We start from the raw sequence: 21,960 nt of genomic DNA on the forward strand, positions 1-21,960 counted from the left end.
ATGACTGCCGGCCCGGCCGAAACCCTCGTCATGACAAGCCGGGCCTCGGCTCGGCCCGTCCTTGGGAGTGAGCACATGCCACTGCCGAACCCACCGGCAGCCAGAGACGGAAGCCTGGACATCATCCGCGTCTCCGCCCTTGTGTTCATGGTGGCGGGCCATTGGGGGCGCGCGATGCCGGACGCCTACCATCTCGTCAACATCCTGCAATTCGTCTTCGAACTGGCGCCGGTGCTGTTCTTCTTCGCCTTCGGAATGACGCTCGATCGCTTCCTGGCAAAGCCGCTGGGCCGGCGGATCGAGGATCATCTGAAGCTGTTCATCCTGGCGGCCATCCACAGCCTGTATCAACAGAACAACCCCTTCTCCAGCGACTTCTTCATGTTTCTCTTCGCCGCCCGGCTGCTGTTCGATATCGCCGCCAGGGTCGGCGCCGCCAACCGGATGCTTATCGGCCTGTTTCTTCTCGCACTCTGCGGCGCTTGGTTCGCCTTGCCGCTTCCCTTCATCTACGGCCTGTTCGTGCCATCCTTTCCCGGCTGGTTCCCTGTCTTCCCGTGGATCCTCTTCGTCGTTGCGGGGCGGGCGTTCGCCCACCACCGGCACTCCCACCGTACCGCGATCGTCGCCCTGCTGGGCCTCTCGGTGGCGTTGTTCGACATCCTGGTCCTCGGTCACGGGGTGTCGAAATGGCCGCTGTCGCCCGATTATGCGCTGCTCTTCGGCAGTGGGACTGCGGTGAGCATCCTCGTCCTCGACCGTATCCGTCGGCCCACCTTCCTGCCCTGGCGAACCGTGGAGCTGCTGTCCGGCAATCTGCTGCTGGCGACGGCGCTGCATTACATCGCCGTCATCGGGGTAACGGCGGCGCATGGCGCATTGGCTCCGATCCTCGCCGGATCGGTTCCCGCCGGGTACCTGCCGGCGGTGTTCACCCTGGAATATGTCCTGATGGCCGGCATCGCCCTCCTCATCCTGATCGCGCTGATTCATGCGACCCTGGCGGCCGGTGCGTGGCTCGACGGCCGCGGCATACTCGGGCTCGCCGACACCCTGTTGCCGGCCATCGCCACGATCGGCATCGTTCTCTATGCCGCCATCCTCCACATCGATTTCCAAATGCGCGACGTCGGACTTCCCCTTCTCTGCACCGTGGCCTTCCTGATGGCCTACAAGCGGGCATAGGAAGTTGGGCACGAGGCCAAGAACCCTCATAGAGAATGCTGGAATGCCGAAGGGCGTCGTTGCCGCCGTCGCTCACCACGAGATGGCTGGCATCCGGGGGGAGAGTTGCCCGACCTGAGCGGCAACGCTGCTGGTCACCCCGCCATCGACCGCCCGCAAGGTCGCCTGCCAGCCCTGCGGCAGCTGTCGGCGAAGCTGCGTCACCACGTCGGGACCGCCGCCCACATAGGCGGCATTGTCGAAGATCGAAGCTCCGAGAAGGACAACGTTCGACATGGACGGCCATCTCCCTTCCATCCGGATTCCCGACATCGGGCCGTGGCGGCCGATGCCGGTGCATGACATGACCCTGCCCAGGCAGGATGAACAGCGCCCTGCGCCTTATGCCGGCCGGTCCGCGCCGCCGGGCGGGGCAAGGCCAGGCGGAGCAAGGTTGTCCTTCAGGAAATCGATGAAACGGGGATCGGTCGCGTAGGCGATGTTGATCCGCAAGGCCGGCGCGGTCGGCATCCTGGTCGGCAGGAACAGCGTTCCGGGCGCCAGGAAGATGCCCCGCTCCGCGGCGTGCTGCGCCAGATCAACATCGTTGAGATGGTCGGGAAGCTCGCCCCACAGATAGTAGCTCCCCGAGACGGTCGGCGGCAGCCGGACGCCGATGCGGCTCAGCGCCAGCATCGCCGTTTCGGCATGCTCCTCGATCCGGGTCTTCAGCTTGCGCAGGTGGCGCAGGTAATGCCCGGACGCGATGAAGCCGTAGACGATCCGCTCGACATAATCGGAGGTGCTGACGATGGTCAGCATCTTCACGTCGCACAGCCGGTCGATCAGCGGCCGCTTCGCCGCCACATAGCCGACGCGCAGGCTGGCCGACAGCGTCTTGGAGAAGGTGCCGATGTAGATCACCCGGTCCAGCTGGTCGAGCGCGGCCAGCCGCGGACTGGCGGCAGGCAGCACGTCGGCGAAGGGATCGTCCTCCACCACATAGAATCCATGTTGGCCGGCAACCTGCAGCAGGCGATGCGCCACCGCCGGCGTGATGGAACTGCCGGTCGGATTGTGGGCAAGCGACTGGGTGAAGAACAGTTTGGGCTTGTGGGCGGCGGCCTTGGCGGCGAGATCGTCCAGGTCGGGACCGTCCTGGAGGCGCTGCACGCCGACGATGGCGATGCGCGACAGGCGCAGCTTGCCGAACAGCGGGTAATAGCCGGGACTGTCGACGAGAACCGTATCCCCCGGCTCCAGCATCTGGCGGGCGACGAGATCCAGCGCATGGTTGGCGCCCTGGGTCAGCAGGATCTGGTCAGGCGACGCCTTGATCGAGCGTTCCCCCAGCGTCAGCGCCAGCCTCTCCCGAAGCGGCAGGAAGCCCCAGGGCGAGCCGTATCCATGTTCCGACGCCAGCCCGCGCGCCGCCGCCATGAAGCGCGGGGCGCTGCCGATCTCGAACCGCTCCATCCAGGACGGCGGCGGCCGACCGTCGCCGATCCGCACCGAGCAGGTCTGGACCAGCTGTTCGCGCAGGAGCGAGACGGAATCCACCGCTTCCGCCACATGGGCCGGCTGCTGTTCGGCCGAGGCACGGCGCACCCGCGCGACGTAATAGCCGGAGCCCTGCTTGGCTTCCAGATAGCCCAGCGCCACCAGCCGGTCATAGGCCTCCGCCATGGTGTTCTTGGAAACGCCATGCTCGACCGCACCGGCCCGGACCGACAGAAGCCGCTCCCCCGGCTTCAGCAGGCCGTCGCCGATCAGACCGGCGATCTTGTCAACGATGCTGTTCACCCGCGTCATCGTGCAGCCGGCCCTTCCGGTAAGGTGTCCCACTGAAATCACTGGGACAGTGTCCCGAAGATACCGACGAACTGTCCCTTGCTCCGTCCCTTTGTATCACTGATCATTCCGCATGCGAACAGCGCCGTCGCGGCTTTTGCCGCGGCACCCTGTTCGCCGTCTCCTCCCCCGCTTCCTCCTCGCAGGCACCGTCATGCGCGGTGCAGGACGGAAGCCATCCGTTCGAGCGCGACGATCCGCGAGTGACAACCAGGGCGCCCTCCCCCGCCGGCAACGCCCTCACAGCAAACAAGGTTCAGGAATGACCAATCCCCATCGCAGCTCCCGCATCTCCGGATTCCACAAGAAGTCGCCGGTGGAGCGGCTGGCGATCGTCTCCGAATTCGCCGGGCTCGACGCGGCGGCGGCGGCGGCGCTGCCCGGCACCGGCAACCTGGATATCGACCTCGCCGACCGGCTGGTCGAGAACGTTATCGGGTCGATGAACATCCCCTTGGGCATCGCGACCAACATGAAGGTCGATGGCGAGGACCTGCTGATCCCGATGGCGACGGAGGAATCGTCGGTGGTCGCCGCGGTCTGCAATGCGGCCCGGCAATGCTACGACGCCGGCGGCTTCACCACCTCGATGTCCGGTACGCTGATGATCGCGCAGATCCAGGCGATCGGCGTCGCCGATCCGCATGCCGCACGCCTGCGCATCCTTGGCCGGCGCGACGAGATCAAGGCGGTGTGCGACGGCTGCGACCCGATCCTGCTGAAGTTCGGCGGCGGTTTCCGCGATGTCGAGGTTCGCGTGCTCGACAGCCAGGGCGGTCCGATGCTGGTGACCCACCTGATCGTCGACACCCGGGATGCCATGGGCGCCAACGCCGTCAACAGCATGGCGGAAAAGCTGGCTCCCCACATCGCCGAATGGACCGGCGGGCGCGTCTATCTGCGCATCCTGTCCAACCTTGCCGACCGCCGTCTGGCGCGGGCGCATGCGGTTTGGCCTCTCGACCGGATCGGCGGCGAGGCGGTGCGCGACGGCATCATCAGCGCCTATCACTTCGCCGACGCCGATCCCTACCGCGCCGCCACCCACAACAAGGGCATCATGAACGGCGTCAGCGCCGTCGTGCTGGCCACCGGCAACGACACCCGCGCGGTGGAGGCCGGCGCCCATGCCTATGCCGCCCGCAACGGCCGTTACGGCAGCCTGACCCGCTTCGAGGTGACGGCAGACGGTCATCTCAGCGGGTCGATCGAGCTGCCGATGGCGGTCGGTCTGATCGGCGGCGCCACCAAGGCCCATCCAACGGCGCAGGCCTGCCTGAAGATCCTCGGCGTTACCAGCGCCGAACGTCTGGCCCGCGTCATCGCCGCGGTCGGGCTGGCGCAGAACTTCTCCGCGCTCAAGGCGCTGGCGACCACCGGCATCCAGAAGGGCCACATGGCCCTGCACGCCCAGAACATTGCCATGATGGCGGGTGCGGTCGGTGAGGAGATCGACCGCGTCGCCCGCATCCTGGTGGAGCGCGGCACCGTCCGCCAGGACGTCGCCCAGGCGATCCTGGAGGACATGCGGGCGGCCGCCCAATAGCCAAGGCCACGACAAGCAGGTCCGTCGAAGGGCCCGGCCAGGCAACCGGCAGGCAGGCCAGCCAACCGGCAGGGTTGTGACGCTCCACCGCGGCATGACCCCGCCCCCCGATGAAGAGGAAACGCAATGAAGACGGGACAATTGATTGAGGTCTGGGGGGACACGGTCGACAGCGTCCATCTGGGATGGGCGATGGCGATCGGCTGCGCCATCAGCCTCGGTGCCTTTCTGCTGGCCAACCGCATCCTTGCCGGCCTCGTCGCCGCGCCGGAGATGGCGCGCGCCTATTCCATGCTGGTCGGGCTGGCGGGATGTCTGGTGTCCGGCGCGGTGTGCGCCCGCCTGTTCCCGCCCAAGCGGGAGGTCATCGACCGTGCCGCCGATCCCGCCTGGCGGGAGACGCTGATGGCCGAACTGCGATCGGAACCCGGCGGATTCGGCCGGCTCGCCGACCTTCCCGCGCCGACTGTGGCCGAATTGAAGGAGATGGGGCTCTACGACCTGTTCGCAGCCGAGGAAGCGGCCCAGGACGCTGGAAGGGATGCCGGCGGCCGCAAGGCGGTTCTGCATGGTGTTCCGCCCCCGAGCCCCGATGCCCTTCGCTCCGAACCGGCGGCACGGGGGGCGCGGGCGTGATGGAACTCCTTCTTTCCGACATCCTCTGGGCGGCGGGAATGGGGCTGCTCGGTGCCGTGCTGTTCGCTGCCATCGGGCTGGTGTCCGGCACCGACGAGACCACGACCATTGCGCCCCTGACCCTGCTGGTCGTCCTGCTGGGCGTGCCGCCGGCCGGCGTCTTCACCTTCTTTCTCGCCAGCGCGGTCGCCAAGCACATGACCCACGCGGTGCCGACCGCCCTGCTCGGCATCCCCGGCGACACCATGGCGATCCCGCTGATGCAGCAGGCCGGCGTCCTGCGCAATCTCGGCGTGCCGCACATCGCCCTGCGCAAGATGGTGTCCGGCGCCATCATCGCCGCCTTCGTCTCCGTTCCGCTGGCGGTGCTGTTCGCCGTCCTGCTGGCTCCATTCGGACCGGCCATCACCAAGGCTGCACCCTGGATCTTCGTCGCCGCGGCGGTGATCATCGCCTATTTCTCCGCCGGGCGCTGGGCCTCGGTCGTCGCGCTGTTCCCCTTCGTGCTGGTGATCGTGGCCCTGCAGGGACTGACCGCGAAGTTCGGCGTGAAGCTGAGCATCAGCTATTTCCTGGGCATCGCCATCGGTCCGCTGGTGGCCGACCTCTTCTCCGTCCTGTCGCCGGTCGACCGCAAGCGGATCGCCCGCGACAAGGTGCGCAGCTTCGCGCTCGCTCCCGACGTCAAGAGCTGGGGCGGCTATTTCCCGAACCCCTTCAAGGTGCTGGATGCCTCCCAGCTGCGCTGGACGCTGGGCACCGCCGCGATTTCCAGCGCCACCTTCGTGTTCAGCCCGGTCGCCATGACCGTTCTGCTGGGCGAGGTGGTGGGCTCGCGCGTCCGCCATGTCTACCATCGCATGACGACGGTGCTGACCGCGCGCAACGGCGTCACGGAATCGACCTACATCGCCGAGGCGCTGATCCCGCTGATCGCCTTCGGCCTGCCGCTGAGCCCCGTCGCCGCCGGACCTGCCGCGCCGCTGTTCAACGCGCCGCCACGCTTCACCGTCGATGCCGCGACCGGGCAGGTCAACAACCTGCATAACCTGATGACCAGCTGGGAATTCCTGGGCTACGGCCTGCTGGCGGTCGTCCTGGCGGCACTGGTCTCCTACCCCTTCGCGATGAATTATGCCCGCAGTGCCGCGGCCCTGGTCGCCCGCCGGCTGAGCCACGAGGCGATCATCGCCACCTTCTCCGGCCTGATCCTCGTCATCGGCGTGTGGGAAGGCGGGCTGATGGGCCTGCTGGTGATCCTGGCGATCGGTCTGGTGGGCGGGCTGCTCTACCGGACGCTGGGCTTCAACACCGGGGTCCAGTTCATGGGCTACTACACCGCCGTCCTTACGGTCCCCGCCCTCACCAAGCTGCTGGGTGTCTGAAGCCCGCGGCGTGCCGCACGGACGTGGCCGGTGTCGGAGGCGGAGGTCCCGCTCCCGCACCGGTCTGCCGCTGCACCGACACCCCCAAGGAGTCATCTCGAAATATACTGTACTATGTGATGCGCCTGTTCGCTCCCATCCGGACACAAATGAGCATTGGCCTCCCCGGGGCATTCAGCCAATTCTGTCAGTACTCGGTGCCGCGGATGCCATGACCACCCGCTCGGCATCCGCAGCAATCTTCTTTGAGCCGCTCCCGGAACTCGGCCCTCTTTTCGTGTGAGGCGGAATGAGACATCTGGCTCGATTTCTATTCGCGCTTGTCCTCGTTTGCCAATCCGGATGGGCTTCGTCTGCGGAAATGACCCGCGCGGACAAGGCTCTCTGGTTGAATCTGGGGGTCGGCGCGGTGGCATTGGGCTGGGGAACATGGTCATGGGATTGGGGCTCGGGCGGCCCCAGATTTCAGGATGAGGGTTGGTTCGGCCGCACCACCGGCGAGGGCGGCGCCGACAAGCTGGGCCATGCCTGGTCGGGCTATGCGCTGAGCCACCTGTTCGCCCACAGCTACGAGCGGTTCGGCTATGGACGGACAGACGCGGCCCGCTACGGAGCTTTCTCGTCCCTCGGCGTCATGACGGCGATCGAGATCGGAGATGCTTTCAGCGACGATTACGGCTTCTCCTACCAGGACATGCTGTTCAACACGGCCGGGGCGGCGCTCGGCTATGCGTTGTGGGAGTATCCCGAGATCAAACGGAAATTCGACTTCCGCGCCGAATACGATCCATTCCCCCGCGGCAAGCGACAGCTCGACGTGACCACGGACTACCAGCGGCTGAAGTACCTTATCGCCGTCAAGGCCGATGGATTCGAAGCGGTCACAGACCCGGTGCTGCGCCATCTGGAATTCCACGTCGGCTACTACGCCCGCAACTATGACAGCTATTCCGGCACGGGGGCCTCCGACCGACGCGAACGGCACTTCTACATCGGTGTCGGGCTCAATCTGACCAAGCTCCTGGCCCCCTATGTCGACACCGGCGGCGTTCTGAACTATGTCCAGGCGCCATACAGCTATATCAGCGTAGATCGCAGCTTCGACCGCCGCTGATCGTGCCTGACGACCATCGGCGACCGCATCATACGGCAACCATCTCCATCAGCCGGGCCCGGTCGGCGGACGAGGCGGCTTCGCCCTGAAGCGTGATGCGTCCCCGTTCCACCGCATAGAACCGGTCGGCGACGTCGAGCGCACGGTGGATGTTCTGCTCCACCAGCAGGATGGTCAGCCCCGCCCGCTTCAGCTCCGTGATGATCCCGAAGATCTCGTCGACGATCATCGGGGCCAGACCTTCCGTCGGTTCGTCGATCAGCAGCAGCCTGGCAGTGCCCACCATCACGCGGGCCATCGCCAGCATCTGCTGTTCGCCGCCGGACAGGGTGGTGCCGAGTTGCCGCCGCCGTTCGGCCAGCCGCGGAAAGCGGGCGAATGCCTGACCGATCGCCCGCTCGTTGTCCTGACGGGCACGGCCGGGACATTGGTGCAGCCCCAGCCGCAAATTCTCCTCGACGCTGAGGCCGGGGAAGATGCGGCGATCCTCCGGCACCAGCCCGAGACCGAGGCGGGCGATCGCGTCGGGCGTCTGTCCGGCCAGATCGACGCCGCCGTATCGGATCGTTCCGGAACTGGCCGGCACCCAGCCGGCGATGGACTTCAGGATGGTGGTCTTGCCGACGCCGTTGCGGCCGAACAGCCCGACCACCTCGCCCGGACCGGCCTGCAGGGACACCCCTTGCAGGACGTGGCTGAGGCCGTAATGCGCGTGCAGGTTCTCGATGGATAGCATGGGTTTCACCCGTGTCCGAAATAGGCGGCCTGTACGACGGGATCGGCGCGCACCGCGGCTGGCGGTCCCTCGGCGATCTTCCGGCCCTGGGCCATCACGACGACATGGTCCGACAGGCTCATCACCAGGCCGATGTCATGCTCGATCAGCAGAACGGTCAGGTCGCCGGCCAGCGAGCGGATCAGGGCGCCGGTGTCGGCCGTGTCGCCGTGGCTCATGCCCTGGGTCGGCTCGTCCAGCAGCAGCACCCGCGGTTCGGCGGCCAGCGCCACCGCGATCTCCAGCCGCCGCTGCTCGCCGTGCGACAGGTTGCCGGCAAGCTCCCCCGCCTTCGCCGACAGGCCGAACCGCTCCAGCAGCGCGTCGGCCTTGGCCAGTGCCCGGCGGCTGTGGCCGACCGGACGCAGCGCGTGCCAGGGCCGTTCCAGCACCTGTGCCGCGATCCGCAGGTTTTCCAGGACCGACAGCTCGAAGAACAGGTTGGTGATCTGGAAGGACCGGGCCAGCCCGGCGGCGAGCAGCCGGTCGGGCGAGCGCCCGGTGACGTCGGCGCCGTCCAGCGTCACCCGACCGCCGGTGGGGCGGATGGCGCCGCTGATCAGGTTGAACAGCGTGCTCTTGCCCGCCCCGTTGGGGCCGATGACCGAGGTGATCCGTCCGGCGGCGGCCTCGAAGCCGACGCCCGCCACCGCCTGGAGCCCGCCGAAATTCACCGAAAGGTCGCGCACGCCCAGCGCACAGGCTCCGCCCGCACCGGCCGCCGCGGTCTTGAGGGAGGATGCCGTCATGGCGTCGACCTCCCCTGCCCGTTGCGGCGGTTGAGGCGGGCCAGCAGGGCGCCGACCAACCCCTTGCGCAGGAAGATGACGGACAGCATGAAAATGACCCCCACGACGATCAGGTGATGCTCGGTCCAGGAACCGACGACGGAGCGAAGGGCGGTCAGCAGCAGACTGCCCACCACAGGCCCGACCAGCGTGCCGACGCCGCCGACGATGACGGTGATGACGGCGTTGCCGGAGGTTTCGAAGAACATCAGTTCCGGCGAGACGAAGCCGCGCAGCATCGGGTAGAGCGCCCCCGCCAGCGCCGCGACGCAGGCCGCCAGCACATAGACCGCCAGCTTGTAGCGCCACGCGTTGAAGCCCAGGAACGGCACCCGCTTCTCGTTGGCGCGGATGGCGGCCAGGGTCCGGCCGAAGGGCGCATCCATCAGATAGGCCAGCCCGGCATAGGCCGCGGCGGTCAGGGCCAGCACCAGCAGGAAGAAGGAGAGCGGGTCGGCGGTGTCGAGACTGAACGGTCCGAAGCCGACCTGGATCTGCGGGATGCCGATCAACCCGTCCGACGCGCCCAGCGCGCGGGTGTTGTAGACGGTCTTGGCCGCGACCTGGGCCAGGCCGAAGGTGATGAGGGCGAAATAGACGCCCTTCACCCGGTTGGCGATGACGCCGCCGATCAGGCCCGCCAGGACGCCAGACAGCAGGGCCGCCCCCATCGCCAGCCAGAAGCTGGGGGCGACGTCGCGCAGGACGAGTGCGGAGACATAGGCCCCCAGCCCGAAATACAGCGCCTGCCCCAGTGACAAGAGGCCGGTATAGCCCAGCAGCAGGTCGACGCTCATCGCCAATCCGGCGAAGATCAGCGCCTCGGTCGCCAGACGCAGGTAGAAGCCGTTGCCGGTCGCCCAGGCGACGGCGGCGAAGCCCAGCGCCGCCGCCAGGAAGGCCAGCGCCAGCCAGTGGACGGGGGCCAGCCGGGAAAGCCGGGAAACCGGCCCGGCGCGGCCGGGGTCGGACAAGGTGCGCAACGTGGTGGCGTCAGGCATGTCCCAGCCTCCCGAAAAGGCCCTGCGGCCGGACCATCAGCACCAGGACCATGATCCCGAACACCAGCGGGTCCGACCAGACGGGGGAGATGTAGAGGCTGGACAGCGCCTGCACCTGGGTCAGCAGCAGGCCGGCGATCACCGCCCCCTGGATCGACCCCATGCCGCCGACGATCACCACGGTGAAGGCCATCAGGATGAAGTCGCGTCCCATGGTCGGGAACACGGAGTAGATCGGCGCCAGCAGCACGCCGGACAGCGCGGCCAGGGCCACCCCGAAGGCGAAGGTGCCGGCATAGACCCGGCGCACCGGCACGCCCAGCGACGAGGCCATGTCCTTGTCGAAGGCGGCGGCCCGCACCATGGCGCCCAGCCCGGTGCGGAAGACCACCAGCCAGACCGCGGCGATCAGCGCGAGGCCGAAGCCGATCAGGAACAGCCGGTAGTTCGGCAGGAACATGCCGAGGATCTCCGTGCCGCCCTCGATCGGGTTGTCGGGCCGCAGGGTGTTGGGGCCGTAGACCAGCTTCAGCACATCCTCCAGGATCATCCCCAGCCCGAAGGTCAGCAACAGGGTCAGGATGTGGCGGTCGCGGCTGTGGAAGACCCGCTCGATCAGCCAGCGCTCGGCCAGCCAGCCGATGGGGAGCATCAGCAGCGGCACCAGCACCAGCAGCGCCCAGAACCCCACCCCCAGCCCGGCCAGGGTCAGCGCCAGGAAGGCGCCCATGGCGTAGAACTCGCCATGGGCCATGTTGATGACGTCCAGCAGCCCGAAGATGATGGTCAGGCCCAGCGCCATCAGGACGACGGCGACCCCGAGCGACAGGCCGTTCAGCGCCTGCGGCGCCAGGACGAATTGCAGATAGTCGATGAGTTCGGCCATGGCCGTCGGCTCCCTGGAAGCGGTTCCTCAGAACCGGGTGCACTGGTCCGGCCCGATGGCCGCGTCGCCCGGAACGGTGCCGACCACGTCGAAGCGGGTGCTGCCGCCGTCCGCCGCGATGCGCACGGCGTACATGTCCTGGACCGCCTGATGGTCGCCGGCCCGCATGGTCTTGTTGCCCTGCGGCGTGCTCCAGCTCAGGCCCTCCATCGCCTTGCGCAGCGGGTCGGTGTCGGTGCCGCCGGCCTTTTCCACCGCGGCCTTGAAGAAGCCGATCAGGCCGTAGCTGTCGGCGCCGTAAAGGTCGGGTGCGGTGTCGTAGGCCTTGCGGAAGGCGGCGACGAAGGCCTTGTTCTCGGGCGTGTCGAGTTCCGCCGAATAGCCGACGCCGGTGACGAAGCCGTCGGCCGCCTTGCCAATGGCGCCGATGTTCTGGGCAGTCACGGTGCCCGACGCGCCGACGATGGTCAGGTTGCGCAGCAGCCCGTATTCGCTCATCTGCGTCAGCAGGCGCACGGTGTCGTTGCCGGCGGTGGAGGTGTAGAGCACGCTGGGCCGCGCGGCGCGGAGCTGGCCGAAATACTGGGAGTAATCCTTGCTGCCGAGCGGCGCGAAGACCTCGCCGGTCGATTGCGCGCCGGTCTTCTCCGCCGCCGCCTTGAAGGCCGCGACGGTGGACCGCCCCATCTCGTAATCGGGTCCCAGATAATAGACCTTGGCCTTCGGCTTGTCCTTGGCCAGCCATTCCGCCAGCGCCGCCGACTGCTGCCCCGCCCGCGCATTCACCCGGAAGACGTTGGGCGAGCATTTGTCGGTGGTGATGGCGTCGGAGAAGGAGACTGTGGTGGCGATCAGCCGGCCGTTGCGTTCGGCAAGCTGCCCGACCGCCAGGGTGGAGCCGGAATTGACCGTGCCGGTCAGGAAATCGACCTTGTTGACCTGGAACAGCTTCTCCGCCTTCTGGGTGGCGACGGCGGGATTGGCCTCCTCGTCCTCGAACAGCAGTTCGATCTGACGGCCCATGATGCCGCCGGCGGCGTTGACCTCCTTGGTCGCCAGTTCAAGGCCCCAGCGGACCTGCTGGCCGATCGGCGCGTAGGTGCCCGACAGCGGGGTCACCACCCCGATGCGGATCGGCTCGGCGGCGGACGCGCCGCCGGCGAGTCCGAGCAGGACGAGCGCGGCGGTGCCGAGAAGCGTGTTCTTGGACATGATTTTTGGTTCCTCCCTATGGTGTCCGTGCTTTGTTGCCCGTGCCTGGAAGCGTCGGTCAGATCCCCTTGAAGACGGGCTTGCGCTTCTCGTGGAAGGAGGCGACACCCTCCTTGAAATCCTCAGAGCCGCGCAGGCGGCCGTAGGCCTGCCCCTCGATCTCGATGGCGCCGTTGACCGGGACGTTGTTGCCGCTGTTCAGCACCCCCTTGATGGTGCGCTGGGCCAGCGGCGAGAAGCCGCGCAGCTCGTCGACCAGGGCGGCGACCGTCGCCTCCAGTTCGGCGTCGGCGACGCAGTCGGTGACGAAGCCCCAGTCGGCGGCCTGACGGCCGGGGATGCGCCTCGCCCGCATCACCATGTCCTTGGTGCGGCAGATGCCGATCATGTGCAGCAGGCGGGCCGAGCCGCCGGAACCGGGGATCATGCCGATGCGCATCTCCGGCAGGGCGAACTGCGCGGTCTCCGACGCGATCCGGAAATCACAGGCCAGCGACAGCTCGAAGCCGACGCCGAAGCAATAGCCGCGGACCTGGGCGATCACCGGCTTGCGGCAGCGCTCCGGGGCGGCGATGTTGACGGCCAGTTCGGACACATGCTCGGCAGGCATCTCCATAAAACCGGCGATGTTGCCGCCGGACGAGAAGTTCTCGCCCTCGGCGCGCAGGACGATCACCCGCACCCGGTGATCACGGTCGAGCGCCGCGAACACGGCAGCGAACTGGTCGCGCTGGAGCATACTGACGATGTTGAAGGGCGGACGGTGCAGCACGATGTCGGCGCGCTCCTTGGTCTCGTCGATCTCCACGCGGAAACCGTCGAGATTGGCGAGCAGGCGGTCGGAGCTGTCGAAACGGTAGGGGGTCACGATCGGAAACTCCATGGATGGGACCGGGTTCAGGAGATGGCCGGGCTTTGTTCGGTTGGACTTTGTTCGAGCGCGAATTCGCCGGCCTGGAGCTTGCGGCGCAGGATCTTGCCGACCGGCGATTTCGGGATTTCGTCGAGGAAGACGTACTCGCGCGGGCGCTTGAAGTTGGCGAGGCCGGAGGTCCGGCAATGATCGTCGAGATGCCTCGCCTCGACACCGCGGGCACGCCTGACGAAGGCGACGACCCGCTGGCCCCAGCGCTCGTCGGGCAGGCCGGCGACCGCGACCTCCAGCACGCCGTCATGCAGCGACAGCACGCTTTCGATCTCGACCGGTGAGACGTTCTCGCCGCCGGTGATGATCATGTCGTCGACCCGGCCGGTGACGAAGAGGTCGCCGTCCCCGTCGAGGAAGCCGATGTCTCCGGTGAAGTACCAGCCGGCATGCAGCGCCTTGGCATCGGCGTCGGGACGCTTCCAGTAGCCTTCGAAGGACTCGTCGCCGGACAGGTCGGCGGCGATCTGCCCCTCCTCCCCGGCGGCGGCCCGCTCGTCGGGATCGAAGCTGCCGAGGCGCACGATGCGGATGCGCTGGTTCAGCGCCGCCTTGCCGGCAGACCCCGGCTTGGCCGGCGCGTTCTGGTCGATGGTGAAGGTGTAGATCTCGGACGAGCCGTAATGGTTCACGAACAGCTCGGGCCGGAAGGCGGCGTCCAGCCGCTTCAGCAGGCCATCGGTCATCGACGCCCCGGCGAAGCCCAGCTTGCGCACCGAAGACACGTCGGTCTCCGCGAATTTCGGGTCGGCCAGCAGGTCGTGGTAGAGCGTCGGCACCAGATAGAGGCAGGACAGGCGTTCCGCCGCGATCAGTTCCAGCGCGCGCGCCGTATCGAAGCGCGGCAGGCAGACGAAACAGCCGTCGATCAGCGCCATCGCCAGCAGGGACCGCACCCCCATCGTGTGGTAAAGCGGCATCACCCCCAGCGTGCGCTCGCCCCGGCGGTAGCAGTTCTGCGCGACATGGGCGACGGCGGCGGCGCGCTCGGTCCGGTGGCGGCGCGGCACGCCCTTGGGCTTGCCGGTGGTGCCGGAGGTGTAGAGGAACAGCGAGACATCCTCGGCCGTGGCGCGGGGCTGCGCTTGAGCCGGCTCGCTTACCAGCAGGTCGGCAAAGCGGTGGTCGGCTTGGAGGCCGCCGTCACCGACCGCGATGCGAGGCACTGCCTGCGCCGCGCCAGAGTCCCGGACGGCGTCGGCCGACACCTCCTGATAGAACAGGGCGCGCACCTCGGCGTCGGGCAGGCAATAGTCCAACTCGTCGGCCTTCACCCGCCAGTTCAGCGGCACGACCACTATCCCGGCCAATTGACAGGCCCAATGAAGGGTCGCCATCTCCCAGCTGTTCTGCAACGCGGTGGCGATGCGGTCGCCGGGATGCAGGCCGAGCCGGTCGAAGGCGCCGACCAGCCGGCGGATGTGCTCCAGCCATTCCGCGTAGGTCAGCCGCAGATCGCCGTCGACGATGGCGACCGCATCGGGGCTGCGCTCCGCGCTGGCCAGGATGCTGCGGCCGAGGTCAAACATGGGCGGCCTCCTTCACCGTCCGGCCGGTGACGTCCATCACGGCGCGGACGATGCCGGCATAGCCGGTGCAGCGGCAAAGATGGCCGCTCAGCATGTCGCGTAGCTCCTCTTCGGTGGGTTTGGGTTTGCGGCCCAGGTAATCGGTCAGCGACATCAGGATGCCGGCCGTGCAGAAGCCGCATTGCAGGGCGTGATGGCGGCGGAACGCCTCCTGAAGCGCGGTCATCCGCCCCTGGTTGGCCTGCGCCAGCCCTTCGACGGTGTCGATGCGCCGGCCGTCGGCCTGGACCGCCAGCGTCAGGCAGGCGCGGACCGCCACGCCGTCGATGCGGACGGTGCAGGCGCCGCAGACGCCATGCTCGCAGCCGACGCGGGTGCCGTGGGCGCCCAGCTCGTGGCGCAGGAAATCGCTCAGCAGCAGGCGCGGGTGGGCGTGGCCGGTGCGCGGCGTGCCGTTCAGGACGACGGAGACGGCGTGGCGCGCCTCCGCCGCCAGGGTCTGGCTTTCTCGGGAGGTCAGCGACGGCATGACAGGGCTTCCTCAAGGACGGTGCGGCCGATCCGGCGGACGAGGTCGCGGCGGTAGCGCGCGGTGGCGTGCTGGTCGTCGTCGCCACCGAGATCCCAGGCGAAGGCGTTCAGCGCCTCGTCGAGATCCGGCGGCAGCCCACCGTCGACGAGCGGCCAGGACCGCAGCGTCGGCCGGTCCGCCACCCCGCCGACGGCAAGGCTGGCGCGCTCCCCATCCACCGTGGCGGCGCAGGCGGTGATGGCGAAATCGCCATGCCGCATCGACTGCTCGCGGAAGGCATGGCCGCTGCCCGGCCGGGCCAGGGCAAAGCGGACGCATTCCACGATCTCGTCCGCCGCCTTCACCGTGGTCAGCGGCCCCAGGAAGAAATCGGCGGCCGGGATGGTGCGGCGGCGTCGCAGATTGCGCAGCACCACCTCGCCGCCGGTGGCGACCAGACAGAGCGGCGTCTCGGCGCTGGGGTCGGCATGGGCGACGGAGCCGCAGAGCGTGCCGCGGTTGCGGGTCTGGAAATGGCCGACCCACGGCAGGGCGGCGGCCAGCAGCGGTACCTCCCGCGCCAGCGCGGGGCGGGCCAGCACCTCCGCCTGGGTGACGGCGGCGCCGACGGTCAGCCAGCCGTCCTCGGCCCGCAGCGTGCGCAGTTCCTCCAGCCGGCCGAGGTCGATCAGCAGGCGCGGCTGCACCAGCCGCATGTTCAGCATCGGCATCAGCGACTGGCCGCCGGCGATCACGCGGGCGTCGTCACCCCCGGCCGCCAGCGCCGCCAGCGCGTCGGCGACGGTCGCCGGCCGCAGATAGTCGAATGATGCGGGTTTCATCGTGCGATCCCCAGAAGGCGCAGCAGGCGAGCCAGGAGCGAGGGAGGTTTGGCAGACGCCGCCCCACCGGCACGGGCGACCAGCTTTTCGAAGAACTGGCCGATCAGCAGGCGGGACGCGCTGTCGAGCATCCGGCCGCCGACCGCGGCAACCTTGCCGCCGACCGACGCGCCGTAGCGGTAGATGACGCGCGTACCGGTGGCCGTGCGCTCCAGCGTGACATGCCCGGTGCCGCTACCCGATCCCAGCGCGCTGGTGCCGCTGCCGGTCAGGGTCAGCGCATTAGGCGGGTCGAGGTCGGACAAGGCGACCTCCGCGGTATACCGGCCGCGCACTGGTCCGATTCCGACCACCACCTCCGCCCGATAGGCGTTGGGGCCGACGAGGTCCAAGGCCTCGCAACCGGGCAGCAGCGCCGCCAGCTCCTTGGGGTCGAGCAGGATGGCCCAGACCTGTTCGGGTGTCGCCGGCACCTCGCGGCTGCCCTCCCCGGTCAGGCCGCGCCCGCCCGGTGTGGTGATCGGCGGCGGCGGAGTCTCCCTGGCGCCACCGGCGGGTGACGGTCGCGGCGGTTCCGGCGGATGGATCAGTGCCGCCAGCTTGGCAGGGGTGATCGGCAGGGACGGCACCTCGTCCACCGATACAGCCGACAGGGCGTCCGCCACCGCGTTGGCGAGGCAGACCGGGGTGCTCATGCAATTCCCCTCCCCCACCCCCTTGGCGCCGAGCGGCGTCACCGGCGACGGGCTTTCGCGGTGGAGGATGACGGGAACCGGCACCTCGCAGGCGGTCGGCACCAGATATTCTGCGAAGGTGCCGGACAGGAACCGCCCGTCCTCGCCATAGGCGTATTCCTCGTACAGCGCGGTGCCGACGGCATGGGCGAAGCCGCCCAGGATCTGCCCCTCGACCAGCAGCGGGTTCAGCAGCCGGCCGGCGTCGTGCATGGTGACGTAGCGGTCGATCCGCAGCGCCCCCGTCGTCCGGTCGATCTCGACCCCGCAGAAATCGAAGATGAAGCCGTAGCAGGCAGAGCTGTTGATGTGGTCGGCGTCCGTCGGCGCCTTCAGCGGCTCCGGCGTCCAGAAGACGGTCTCGCGCAGTGCCGCCTCCTGCCCGTCCGGCAGCATGCCGGGCGACCAGTGGCCGGCGGCGGCGACGCGGGAGAAGGACAGGCCGTTGTCCGGGTTGGCGTCGGAGAAGACCCTGCCGCCGGCGAAGCGCACATCCTCCGCCCGGCAGTTGAGCTGGCCGGCGACCAGCGCCGCCATGCGGCCGCGCAAGCGGGTCGCCGCCAGCTGGGCCGCCCCCGCCACCGCCCCGGCGAAGCGGCTGGAATAGTTGCCCGACGCGATCGACCAGGCATCCTTGCCGGTGTCGAGGTCGGTGTTGACGCGGATGTCCTCGAACCGCAAGCCGAAGACGTCGGCCACCACCTGGGCCAGCACGGTGCGGTGCCCCTGCCCCTGGGGGGCGGAGGCCACCGTCACCGACACGCCGCCGGTGGGATCGACGGCGACGCTGGCGGTCGCCTGCGCGCCGTTCTTCGGCCCGGCCTTGCGCCGTTCCCCGGCGGTCAGGACGGTGGTGATGTAGCCCATGTTGGAGATCGACGGCTCCACCACCGCGGCGTAGCCGATGCCGTAGAGCCCCCCCTCCGCCCGCAACGCGTCGCGCCGCGCCTTCATTGCGTCGAGCGCGCCCTCTCGCACCGCCTGTTCCAGGGTTGCGCGGTAGTCGCCGCTGTCGAGCGTCCCGCCCGACGCGGTGCGGTAGGGCATGGCGTCGGCCGCCACCAGATTGCGGCGAATGACGTCCAGCGGGTCCAGCCCCAGCTCCACCGCCACTCGGTTCATCAGCCGCTCCAGCCCGTAATAGAGCTGCCCGCCGCCAAAACCGCGATTGAGGCCGGTCGGCGTCTTGTTGGTGACGACGATGCGGTTGGTCACCGTCAGGTTCGGGATGTCATAGGCGCCGGTCAGGTTGCCGTGGTTGCGGTAGAGCGAGGCCGGCTCCGGCGCCCGCAGATAGGCGCCGCAATCCTCGGTCTGCTCCATCCGCAGCGCCAGCACCCGGCCGTCCGGCTCCACCGCCGCCTCGATGCGCATGCGGCGCGCGGTGGCGGAGGTGGCGGCCATCAGATGCTCCAGCCGGTCCTCCACCCACTTCACCGGCCGACCGGCAACGCGGGCGCACAGCCCCATCAGCACGACATAGGGGAAGACCGCCTGCTTGTTGCCGAAGCTGCCGCCCGAATGGGGCGGCGTCTTCAGCCGCAGCCGCGAACCCGGCACGTTCAGCGCGCGGGCCATCACTGGATGGACGGCGAAGGGGCCGGAGAAGTTCGACAGCACCTCATATGAATCCTCGGCCGCGTCGTAGTCGGCCAGGACGACGAAGCACTCCATCGGGGTGCAGGAATTGCGGGGATACTCGACCTCGACCGACACGGTGCGGGCGGCGCGGGCGAAAGCGGCGTCAGGGTCGCCGTAACGGAAGCTGCGGCTGTTGACGAGGTTGGACCCCACCGCCGGGTGCAACAGCTCCGATCCCTCGTCCAAAGCCTGGGCGATCGAGGTCACCGGCGGCAGCGGGCGATAGCGCACCCCGATCCGGTCGAGCGCGTCTTCGGCCTGATAGCGGCTGTCGGCCAGCACCACCGCCACCGGTTCGCCGACATGGCGCACGCGGTCGATGGCGAGGCACCAATGCTCCATCGGCGCACGGATGCCGACCAGGAAGGCGCTGGCAAGGCGCTTGGCGTCCGCCCCGGTCACCACGGCGGCGACGCCGGGAACCCCCAGGGCGGCGGCGGTGTCGATGCCCAGCAGATCCGCATGGGCATGGGGCGAGCGCAGGATCGCGGCGTGCAGTGTGCCGGGCTTCACCGGCAGATCGTCGGCATAGCGGGCGACGCCGGTCAGCAGCGCCGCATCCTCCACCCGCGGCATGGCGCGGCCGAGGAATGGTGCCGGACTTTCTTTTATTTCAATGGTCTGCGTGGCGGTCTGCGTGGCCGTCATCGTCATCCTCCCGTTACCGGAGGAGACTAGACCGTTCGCCAAGCAATGCTTTTACCGTGGAGTGTCGCGATTTACCCTAGAGTCTCATTTTCGCGCGTCTCATTTTCGCACGTCTCATTTTCACGCATGCCCGGCCTCGGGCGGCCCCCCGGCGGGCCGGTCCACCAGATTGACGACGCGCCGGTATTCGGTGGGCGTCACGCCCTGGTGATTGCGGAAGAAGCGGCTGAAATGGCTGGGCGCCGAGAAGCCGAGCCGACCGGACACCTCGGTCGCGCTCTCCAGCCCGGCGGCCATGGCGTCGATGGCCGCCTCCATCCGCAGCACGTTGAAATAGAGCGCCGGGGTGATCGCCATCGTCTGCTGGAACAGCCGGAACATGTGGGCGCGCGACAGTCCGGCGGCGGCGGCGACCCGGCCGGCGTCGAAGTCCTCACCCAAGCTCCCCCGCATGAAACGGATGGCCTGACGGATGCGGAAGTCGCCGGCCGCCGGGGCGGCATAGCGCGTGCCGCCCAGCCTCCGCCATTCGGAAAAGCGGTCGATGATGGCGATCATCAGGTCGAACAGCGCCTCCTCCATCCGCTCGCCCGACGGGTCGTCATACAGCAGTTCCGCCGCCATGCGGTCGGCCAGCCGGCGGATGTGCGGCGTCAGCTCGCCGCAGGACTGCGCGAAGAAGCCGGGATTGCCGCTGGCGTTGAGTTCCCGCTGCATGGCGCCGAGCCAGCGCGGCTCGATGTACAGCGCCAGGATCACCGTGCGCGGGGCACCCGGCTGATGGGCGTAGGAATGGGCCTCCCAGCTGTTGACCAGCACCGCGGTGTCGTCGCGAAGCGGGTAGAGCCGTTCCCCCACCGCGAAGCGCGTGTCGGCGCCGGACGCCTTGATCAGCACATGGCAATGGGGATGCGCGTGATGGATCAGCGCATTGTCCATATCCAGCAAGGCGACGCGGCCGAAGCTTCCCTGGTGGATGCGCATCGCTTTCGACATGGCCGCCCGTCCCTTTCCACACGCCCGCAGCCTTCGGCTTCCGGGACGCCGCTCGATCATTTGTTTGACAAGCTAATCGTCAATGCGGGCCTTTACCAGATCCATCGGACAGGAACCGTCGGACCTGCGGCTGTCGGCGGCATCATGAAGGGCGGCATCGAATCATCATGAGGGCGCCCCGCCGTATAAGGGATCTTCTACAAGCTACGGACACGCTTGCCGAACATCCCCAGGCACGGCGGGACACGCCAAGGTAGCCCACACCCCCCGACGGCGCGATTAGGGGTGACCCTGCGACAGGAAGTCCGGCGGAGTGAAGCGGACGGACGCCGTCGCGAGGCTGAGGACGGGAGTCAACAACCTGTTCTTTCCGGCAGCCCGGCAACGGGTGGAGCGGGCGCACAGGACTTTGCCGCACCTTGTCCCGCACTACCGTCGGCGGCCGGTGCGGTGCGGCCATTCATTCCGCTCAAGTCGTAGCCGGTCCAGGCAAGATGGCCCGGCGACATCAGCAGCGGAGCCCAGATCACGGCCGACAGGACGTTGAAGGTCTGAAATTTCCGATGGGGCATCGCCATCATGCCGGCCGTCGTCGGCACCACCGCGCGCAACGGGCCGATGAAGCGCGCCAGGAACACGCTCTTGCTTCCATGACGCTGAAAGAAGGCTTCGCCACGACGGCGCAGCTCGGGCTGCCTGCTCAACGGCCACATCCGGAACATGCGCTCGCCATAGCGGCGGCCCAGCCAGTAGGACGCGGCGTCCCCCAGGATGGCGCCGCCCGCGATCGCCAGATAGACCGACCAAAAATCGAGAACGCCCGCGCCCACAAGCGCGCCGACCGCGGTCAGCATGACGACGCCGGGAATGAGAAGCCCGACGAGGGTCAGCCCCTCCGCAAACGCCGTCAGGAAGATGATGGCTTCCGCCCAGTCCGCATGCGCTTCGATGAAGGCGGCGAGAGCGGCCCCCTGGGCTGCGAAATCCGGCAGTCCCGTCAGCAAGGCGTTTGCGCCCGCGTCGTCCCAATCCGTGCAGGGCGCTGGCTGACGACGAGCCGTCGATGCAGGTCGGTCATGAGAAGCGCCAAGTCCTTTTCCAAGTCGGTGAAGCTGCCGAAATCCCAAAACGCGATCATGCCCGGTTTATCGCATGCGGGGCAATCGAAGCAAGCGGCGGCCGCGCATCGGCACGGCCGCCACCGACACCGGTCAGGCCGCCTTGAAGGCGCGCTGATTGATCTCGCCCTCGGCAAGCTGGGTCAGCTTCTCGTCCGTTGCCTTCTCCTCGCCGAGCGTCTCATCGAGCAGCTTGGCGACGTCCGTCATTCCGCAGGTCTCCGCCAACGTCCTGAGGGAGCCGTAGCTGGCAATCTCGTAATGCTCGACCTTTTGGGCGGCCATGATCAGGGCGACATCGAGAACCTCCGGCGAGAGGCCCTGGTCCATGATCTCCTCGGCTTCCTCGATCAGGCCCTGGGTCGCTTCGCAGGTGTTGCCCGCCGGATCGGCCTGGAGGATCTGGAAGATCCGCTCCAGTCGCTTGACCTGCCCATCCGTCTCCTGGAGATGGGTCTGGAACGCCTGCTTCAACTGGGGAGACGAGGCCGCTTCCGCCATCGCGGGCAGCGCCTCGAGGATCTGGGTCTCGGAACTGTATGCGTCCTGAAGCTCCTCGATAAGGAGATCCTTCAATGCTTCCTTGGACATGCTGGTGCTCCTGACTGCTGATTCCGGTGAGTGCGGTTGGCAAGGGCGCCATAGCCTCAACAGGGGT

20 protein-coding genes are annotated in these 21,960 nt (G+C 68.1%); 5 read left to right on the forward strand and 15 right to left on the reverse strand.

Annotated features, from left to right (window positions below; translation table 11 throughout):
* Complete coding sequence (locus tag J2Y49_RS21375) at positions 1–1,185, forward strand: hypothetical protein (protein ID WP_310116967.1); 1,185 nt, start codon at positions 1–3, stop codon at positions 1,183–1,185.
* A 72-nt stretch (positions 1,186–1,257) separates the two neighbouring features.
* Here the strand turns inward: J2Y49_RS21375 and J2Y49_RS21380 are convergent, their stop codons facing one another.
* Together J2Y49_RS21380 and J2Y49_RS21385 are read right to left on the reverse strand one after the other, a co-directional pair.
* Positions 1,258–1,461, reverse strand: a complete 204-nt coding sequence (locus tag J2Y49_RS21380) for a hypothetical protein (RefSeq protein ID WP_310116968.1) — start codon at positions 1,459–1,461, stop codon at positions 1,258–1,260.
* Between the two features lie 105 nt (positions 1,462–1,566).
* Positions 1,567–2,976, reverse strand: coding sequence for a PLP-dependent aminotransferase family protein (locus J2Y49_RS21385; RefSeq protein WP_310116969.1), 1,410 nt, complete (start codon positions 2,974–2,976; stop codon positions 1,567–1,569).
* A gap of 301 nt (positions 2,977–3,277) precedes the next feature.
* On the opposite strand from J2Y49_RS21385, the gene J2Y49_RS21390 reads away from it, so the two are divergent.
* The 4 genes from J2Y49_RS21390 to J2Y49_RS21405 all read left to right on the forward strand — a co-directional run bounded on the left by J2Y49_RS21390 (position 3,278) and on the right by J2Y49_RS21405 (position 7,696).
* On the forward strand, positions 3,278–4,561 hold the full coding sequence (locus J2Y49_RS21390; protein WP_310116970.1) for a hydroxymethylglutaryl-CoA reductase, degradative: 1,284 nt from the start codon (positions 3,278–3,280) through the stop codon (positions 4,559–4,561).
* A gap of 126 nt (positions 4,562–4,687) precedes the next feature.
* Positions 4,688–5,197: a hypothetical protein gene (locus J2Y49_RS21395; RefSeq protein ID WP_310116972.1), complete on the forward strand. Its 510-nt coding sequence runs from the start codon at positions 4,688–4,690 to the stop codon at positions 5,195–5,197.
* On the forward strand, positions 5,197–6,582 hold the full coding sequence (locus tag J2Y49_RS21400; protein ID WP_310116973.1) for a tripartite tricarboxylate transporter permease: 1,386 nt from the start codon (positions 5,197–5,199) through the stop codon (positions 6,580–6,582). Before J2Y49_RS21395 ends, J2Y49_RS21400 begins: the two co-directional genes overlap by 1 nt.
* Positions 6,583–6,970: 388 nt before the next feature.
* Positions 6,971–7,696 (forward strand): DUF2279 domain-containing protein, encoded by a 726-nt coding sequence (locus J2Y49_RS21405; protein ID WP_310116974.1) that lies wholly within the window; start codon positions 6,971–6,973, stop codon positions 7,694–7,696.
* Positions 7,697–7,724: 28 nt separating this feature from the next.
* Here the strand turns inward: J2Y49_RS21405 and J2Y49_RS21410 are convergent, their stop codons facing one another.
* The 13 genes from J2Y49_RS21410 to J2Y49_RS21470 all read right to left on the reverse strand — a co-directional run bounded on the left by J2Y49_RS21410 (position 7,725) and on the right by J2Y49_RS21470 (position 21,893).
* Positions 7,725–8,432 (reverse strand): ABC transporter ATP-binding protein, encoded by a 708-nt coding sequence (locus J2Y49_RS21410; RefSeq protein WP_310116975.1) that lies wholly within the window; start codon positions 8,430–8,432, stop codon positions 7,725–7,727.
* A gap of 5 nt (positions 8,433–8,437) precedes the next feature.
* On the reverse strand, positions 8,438–9,220 hold the full coding sequence (locus J2Y49_RS21415) for an ABC transporter ATP-binding protein (protein ID WP_310116976.1): 783 nt from the start codon (positions 9,218–9,220) through the stop codon (positions 8,438–8,440).
* Positions 9,217–10,260 carry a branched-chain amino acid ABC transporter permease gene (locus tag J2Y49_RS21420; RefSeq protein ID WP_310116977.1) on the reverse strand — a complete coding sequence of 348 codons (1,044 nt, stop codon included), beginning with the start codon at positions 10,258–10,260 and terminating at the stop codon, positions 9,217–9,219. The genes J2Y49_RS21415 and J2Y49_RS21420 overlap by 4 nt, the downstream gene beginning before the upstream one ends.
* Positions 10,253–11,146 (reverse strand): branched-chain amino acid ABC transporter permease, encoded by an 894-nt coding sequence (locus tag J2Y49_RS21425; protein WP_310116978.1) that lies wholly within the window; start codon positions 11,144–11,146, stop codon positions 10,253–10,255. Before J2Y49_RS21425 ends, J2Y49_RS21420 begins: the two co-directional genes overlap by 8 nt.
* Before the next feature lie 27 nt (positions 11,147–11,173).
* A complete protein-coding gene (locus J2Y49_RS21430) occupies positions 11,174–12,358 on the reverse strand; it encodes an ABC transporter substrate-binding protein (protein ID WP_310116979.1) in 1,185 nt (394 codons plus the stop codon).
* A 58-nt stretch (positions 12,359–12,416) separates the two neighbouring features.
* Positions 12,417–13,241, reverse strand: a complete 825-nt coding sequence (locus J2Y49_RS21435) for an enoyl-CoA hydratase-related protein (protein ID WP_310116980.1) — start codon at positions 13,239–13,241, stop codon at positions 12,417–12,419.
* Between the two features lie 14 nt (positions 13,242–13,255).
* Positions 13,256–14,812, reverse strand: coding sequence for an AMP-binding protein (locus J2Y49_RS21440; protein WP_310116981.1), 1,557 nt, complete (start codon positions 14,810–14,812; stop codon positions 13,256–13,258).
* Positions 14,805–15,341 carry a 2Fe-2S iron-sulfur cluster-binding protein gene (locus tag J2Y49_RS21445; RefSeq protein WP_310116982.1) on the reverse strand — a complete coding sequence of 179 codons (537 nt, stop codon included), beginning with the start codon at positions 15,339–15,341 and terminating at the stop codon, positions 14,805–14,807. Before J2Y49_RS21445 ends, J2Y49_RS21440 begins: the two co-directional genes overlap by 8 nt.
* Positions 15,329–16,165 carry an FAD binding domain-containing protein gene (locus tag J2Y49_RS21450; protein WP_310116983.1) on the reverse strand — a complete coding sequence of 279 codons (837 nt, stop codon included), beginning with the start codon at positions 16,163–16,165 and terminating at the stop codon, positions 15,329–15,331. The genes J2Y49_RS21445 and J2Y49_RS21450 overlap by 13 nt, the downstream gene beginning before the upstream one ends.
* The gene (locus tag J2Y49_RS21455) at positions 16,162–19,188 is read right to left on the reverse strand and encodes a molybdopterin cofactor-binding domain-containing protein (protein WP_310116985.1); all 3,027 of its coding nucleotides are present in this window, start codon (positions 19,186–19,188) and stop codon (positions 16,162–16,164) included. The genes J2Y49_RS21450 and J2Y49_RS21455 overlap by 4 nt, the downstream gene beginning before the upstream one ends.
* Positions 19,189–19,308: 120 nt before the next feature.
* Positions 19,309–20,184 (reverse strand): AraC family transcriptional regulator, encoded by an 876-nt coding sequence (locus J2Y49_RS21460; RefSeq protein WP_310116986.1) that lies wholly within the window; start codon positions 20,182–20,184, stop codon positions 19,309–19,311.
* 353 nt (positions 20,185–20,537) lie between these two features.
* Positions 20,538–21,188: a DedA family protein gene (locus J2Y49_RS21465; protein WP_310116987.1), complete on the reverse strand. Its 651-nt coding sequence runs from the start codon at positions 21,186–21,188 to the stop codon at positions 20,538–20,540.
* A gap of 207 nt (positions 21,189–21,395) precedes the next feature.
* Entirely contained in the window at positions 21,396–21,893 is a 498-nt protein-coding gene (locus J2Y49_RS21470; RefSeq protein WP_310116988.1) for a ferritin-like domain-containing protein, read from the reverse strand.
* Positions 21,894–21,960 lie beyond the last annotated feature (67 nt).

Origin of the sequence: Azospirillum sp. BE72 (assembly GCF_031455875.1) — a bacterium.
Taxonomy (GTDB): Bacteria; Pseudomonadota; Alphaproteobacteria; order Azospirillales; family Azospirillaceae; genus Azospirillum.

Excerpts from the sequence above, each read along its gene's own strand:
- J2Y49_RS21410 (WP_310116975.1), bottom strand. The coding sequence starts at position 8,432 with ATGCTATCCATCGAGAACCTGCACGCGCATTACGGCCTCAGCCACGTC.
- J2Y49_RS21415 (WP_310116976.1), bottom strand. The coding sequence starts at position 9,220 with ATGACGGCATCCTCCCTCAAGACCGCGGCGGCCGGTGCGGGCGGAGCC.
- J2Y49_RS21385 (WP_310116969.1), bottom strand. The coding sequence starts at position 2,976 with ATGACGCGGGTGAACAGCATCGTTGACAAGATCGCCGGTCTGATCGGC.
- J2Y49_RS21470 (WP_310116988.1), bottom strand. The coding sequence starts at position 21,893 with ATGTCCAAGGAAGCATTGAAGGATCTCCTTATCGAGGAGCTTCAGGAC.
- J2Y49_RS21445 (WP_310116982.1), bottom strand. The coding sequence starts at position 15,341 with ATGCCGTCGCTGACCTCCCGAGAAAGCCAGACCCTGGCGGCGGAGGCG.
- J2Y49_RS21420 (WP_310116977.1), bottom strand. The coding sequence starts at position 10,260 with ATGCCTGACGCCACCACGTTGCGCACCTTGTCCGACCCCGGCCGCGCC.
- J2Y49_RS21440 (WP_310116981.1), bottom strand. The coding sequence starts at position 14,812 with ATGTTTGACCTCGGCCGCAGCATCCTGGCCAGCGCGGAGCGCAGCCCC.
- J2Y49_RS21395 (WP_310116972.1), top strand. The coding sequence starts at position 4,688 with ATGAAGACGGGACAATTGATTGAGGTCTGGGGGGACACGGTCGACAGC.
- J2Y49_RS21425 (WP_310116978.1), bottom strand. The coding sequence starts at position 11,146 with ATGGCCGAACTCATCGACTATCTGCAATTCGTCCTGGCGCCGCAGGCG.
- J2Y49_RS21380 (WP_310116968.1), bottom strand. The coding sequence starts at position 1,461 with ATGTCGAACGTTGTCCTTCTCGGAGCTTCGATCTTCGACAATGCCGCC.
- J2Y49_RS21460 (WP_310116986.1), bottom strand. The coding sequence starts at position 20,184 with ATGTCGAAAGCGATGCGCATCCACCAGGGAAGCTTCGGCCGCGTCGCC.
- J2Y49_RS21390 (WP_310116970.1), top strand. The coding sequence starts at position 3,278 with ATGACCAATCCCCATCGCAGCTCCCGCATCTCCGGATTCCACAAGAAG.
- J2Y49_RS21400 (WP_310116973.1), top strand. The coding sequence starts at position 5,197 with ATGGAACTCCTTCTTTCCGACATCCTCTGGGCGGCGGGAATGGGGCTG.
- J2Y49_RS21430 (WP_310116979.1), bottom strand. The coding sequence starts at position 12,358 with ATGTCCAAGAACACGCTTCTCGGCACCGCCGCGCTCGTCCTGCTCGGA.
- J2Y49_RS21435 (WP_310116980.1), bottom strand. The coding sequence starts at position 13,241 with ATGGAGTTTCCGATCGTGACCCCCTACCGTTTCGACAGCTCCGACCGC.
- J2Y49_RS21450 (WP_310116983.1), bottom strand. The coding sequence starts at position 16,165 with ATGAAACCCGCATCATTCGACTATCTGCGGCCGGCGACCGTCGCCGAC.
- J2Y49_RS21375 (WP_310116967.1), top strand. The coding sequence starts at position 1 with ATGACTGCCGGCCCGGCCGAAACCCTCGTCATGACAAGCCGGGCCTCG.
- J2Y49_RS21455 (WP_310116985.1), bottom strand. The coding sequence starts at position 19,188 with ATGACGGCCACGCAGACCGCCACGCAGACCATTGAAATAAAAGAAAGT.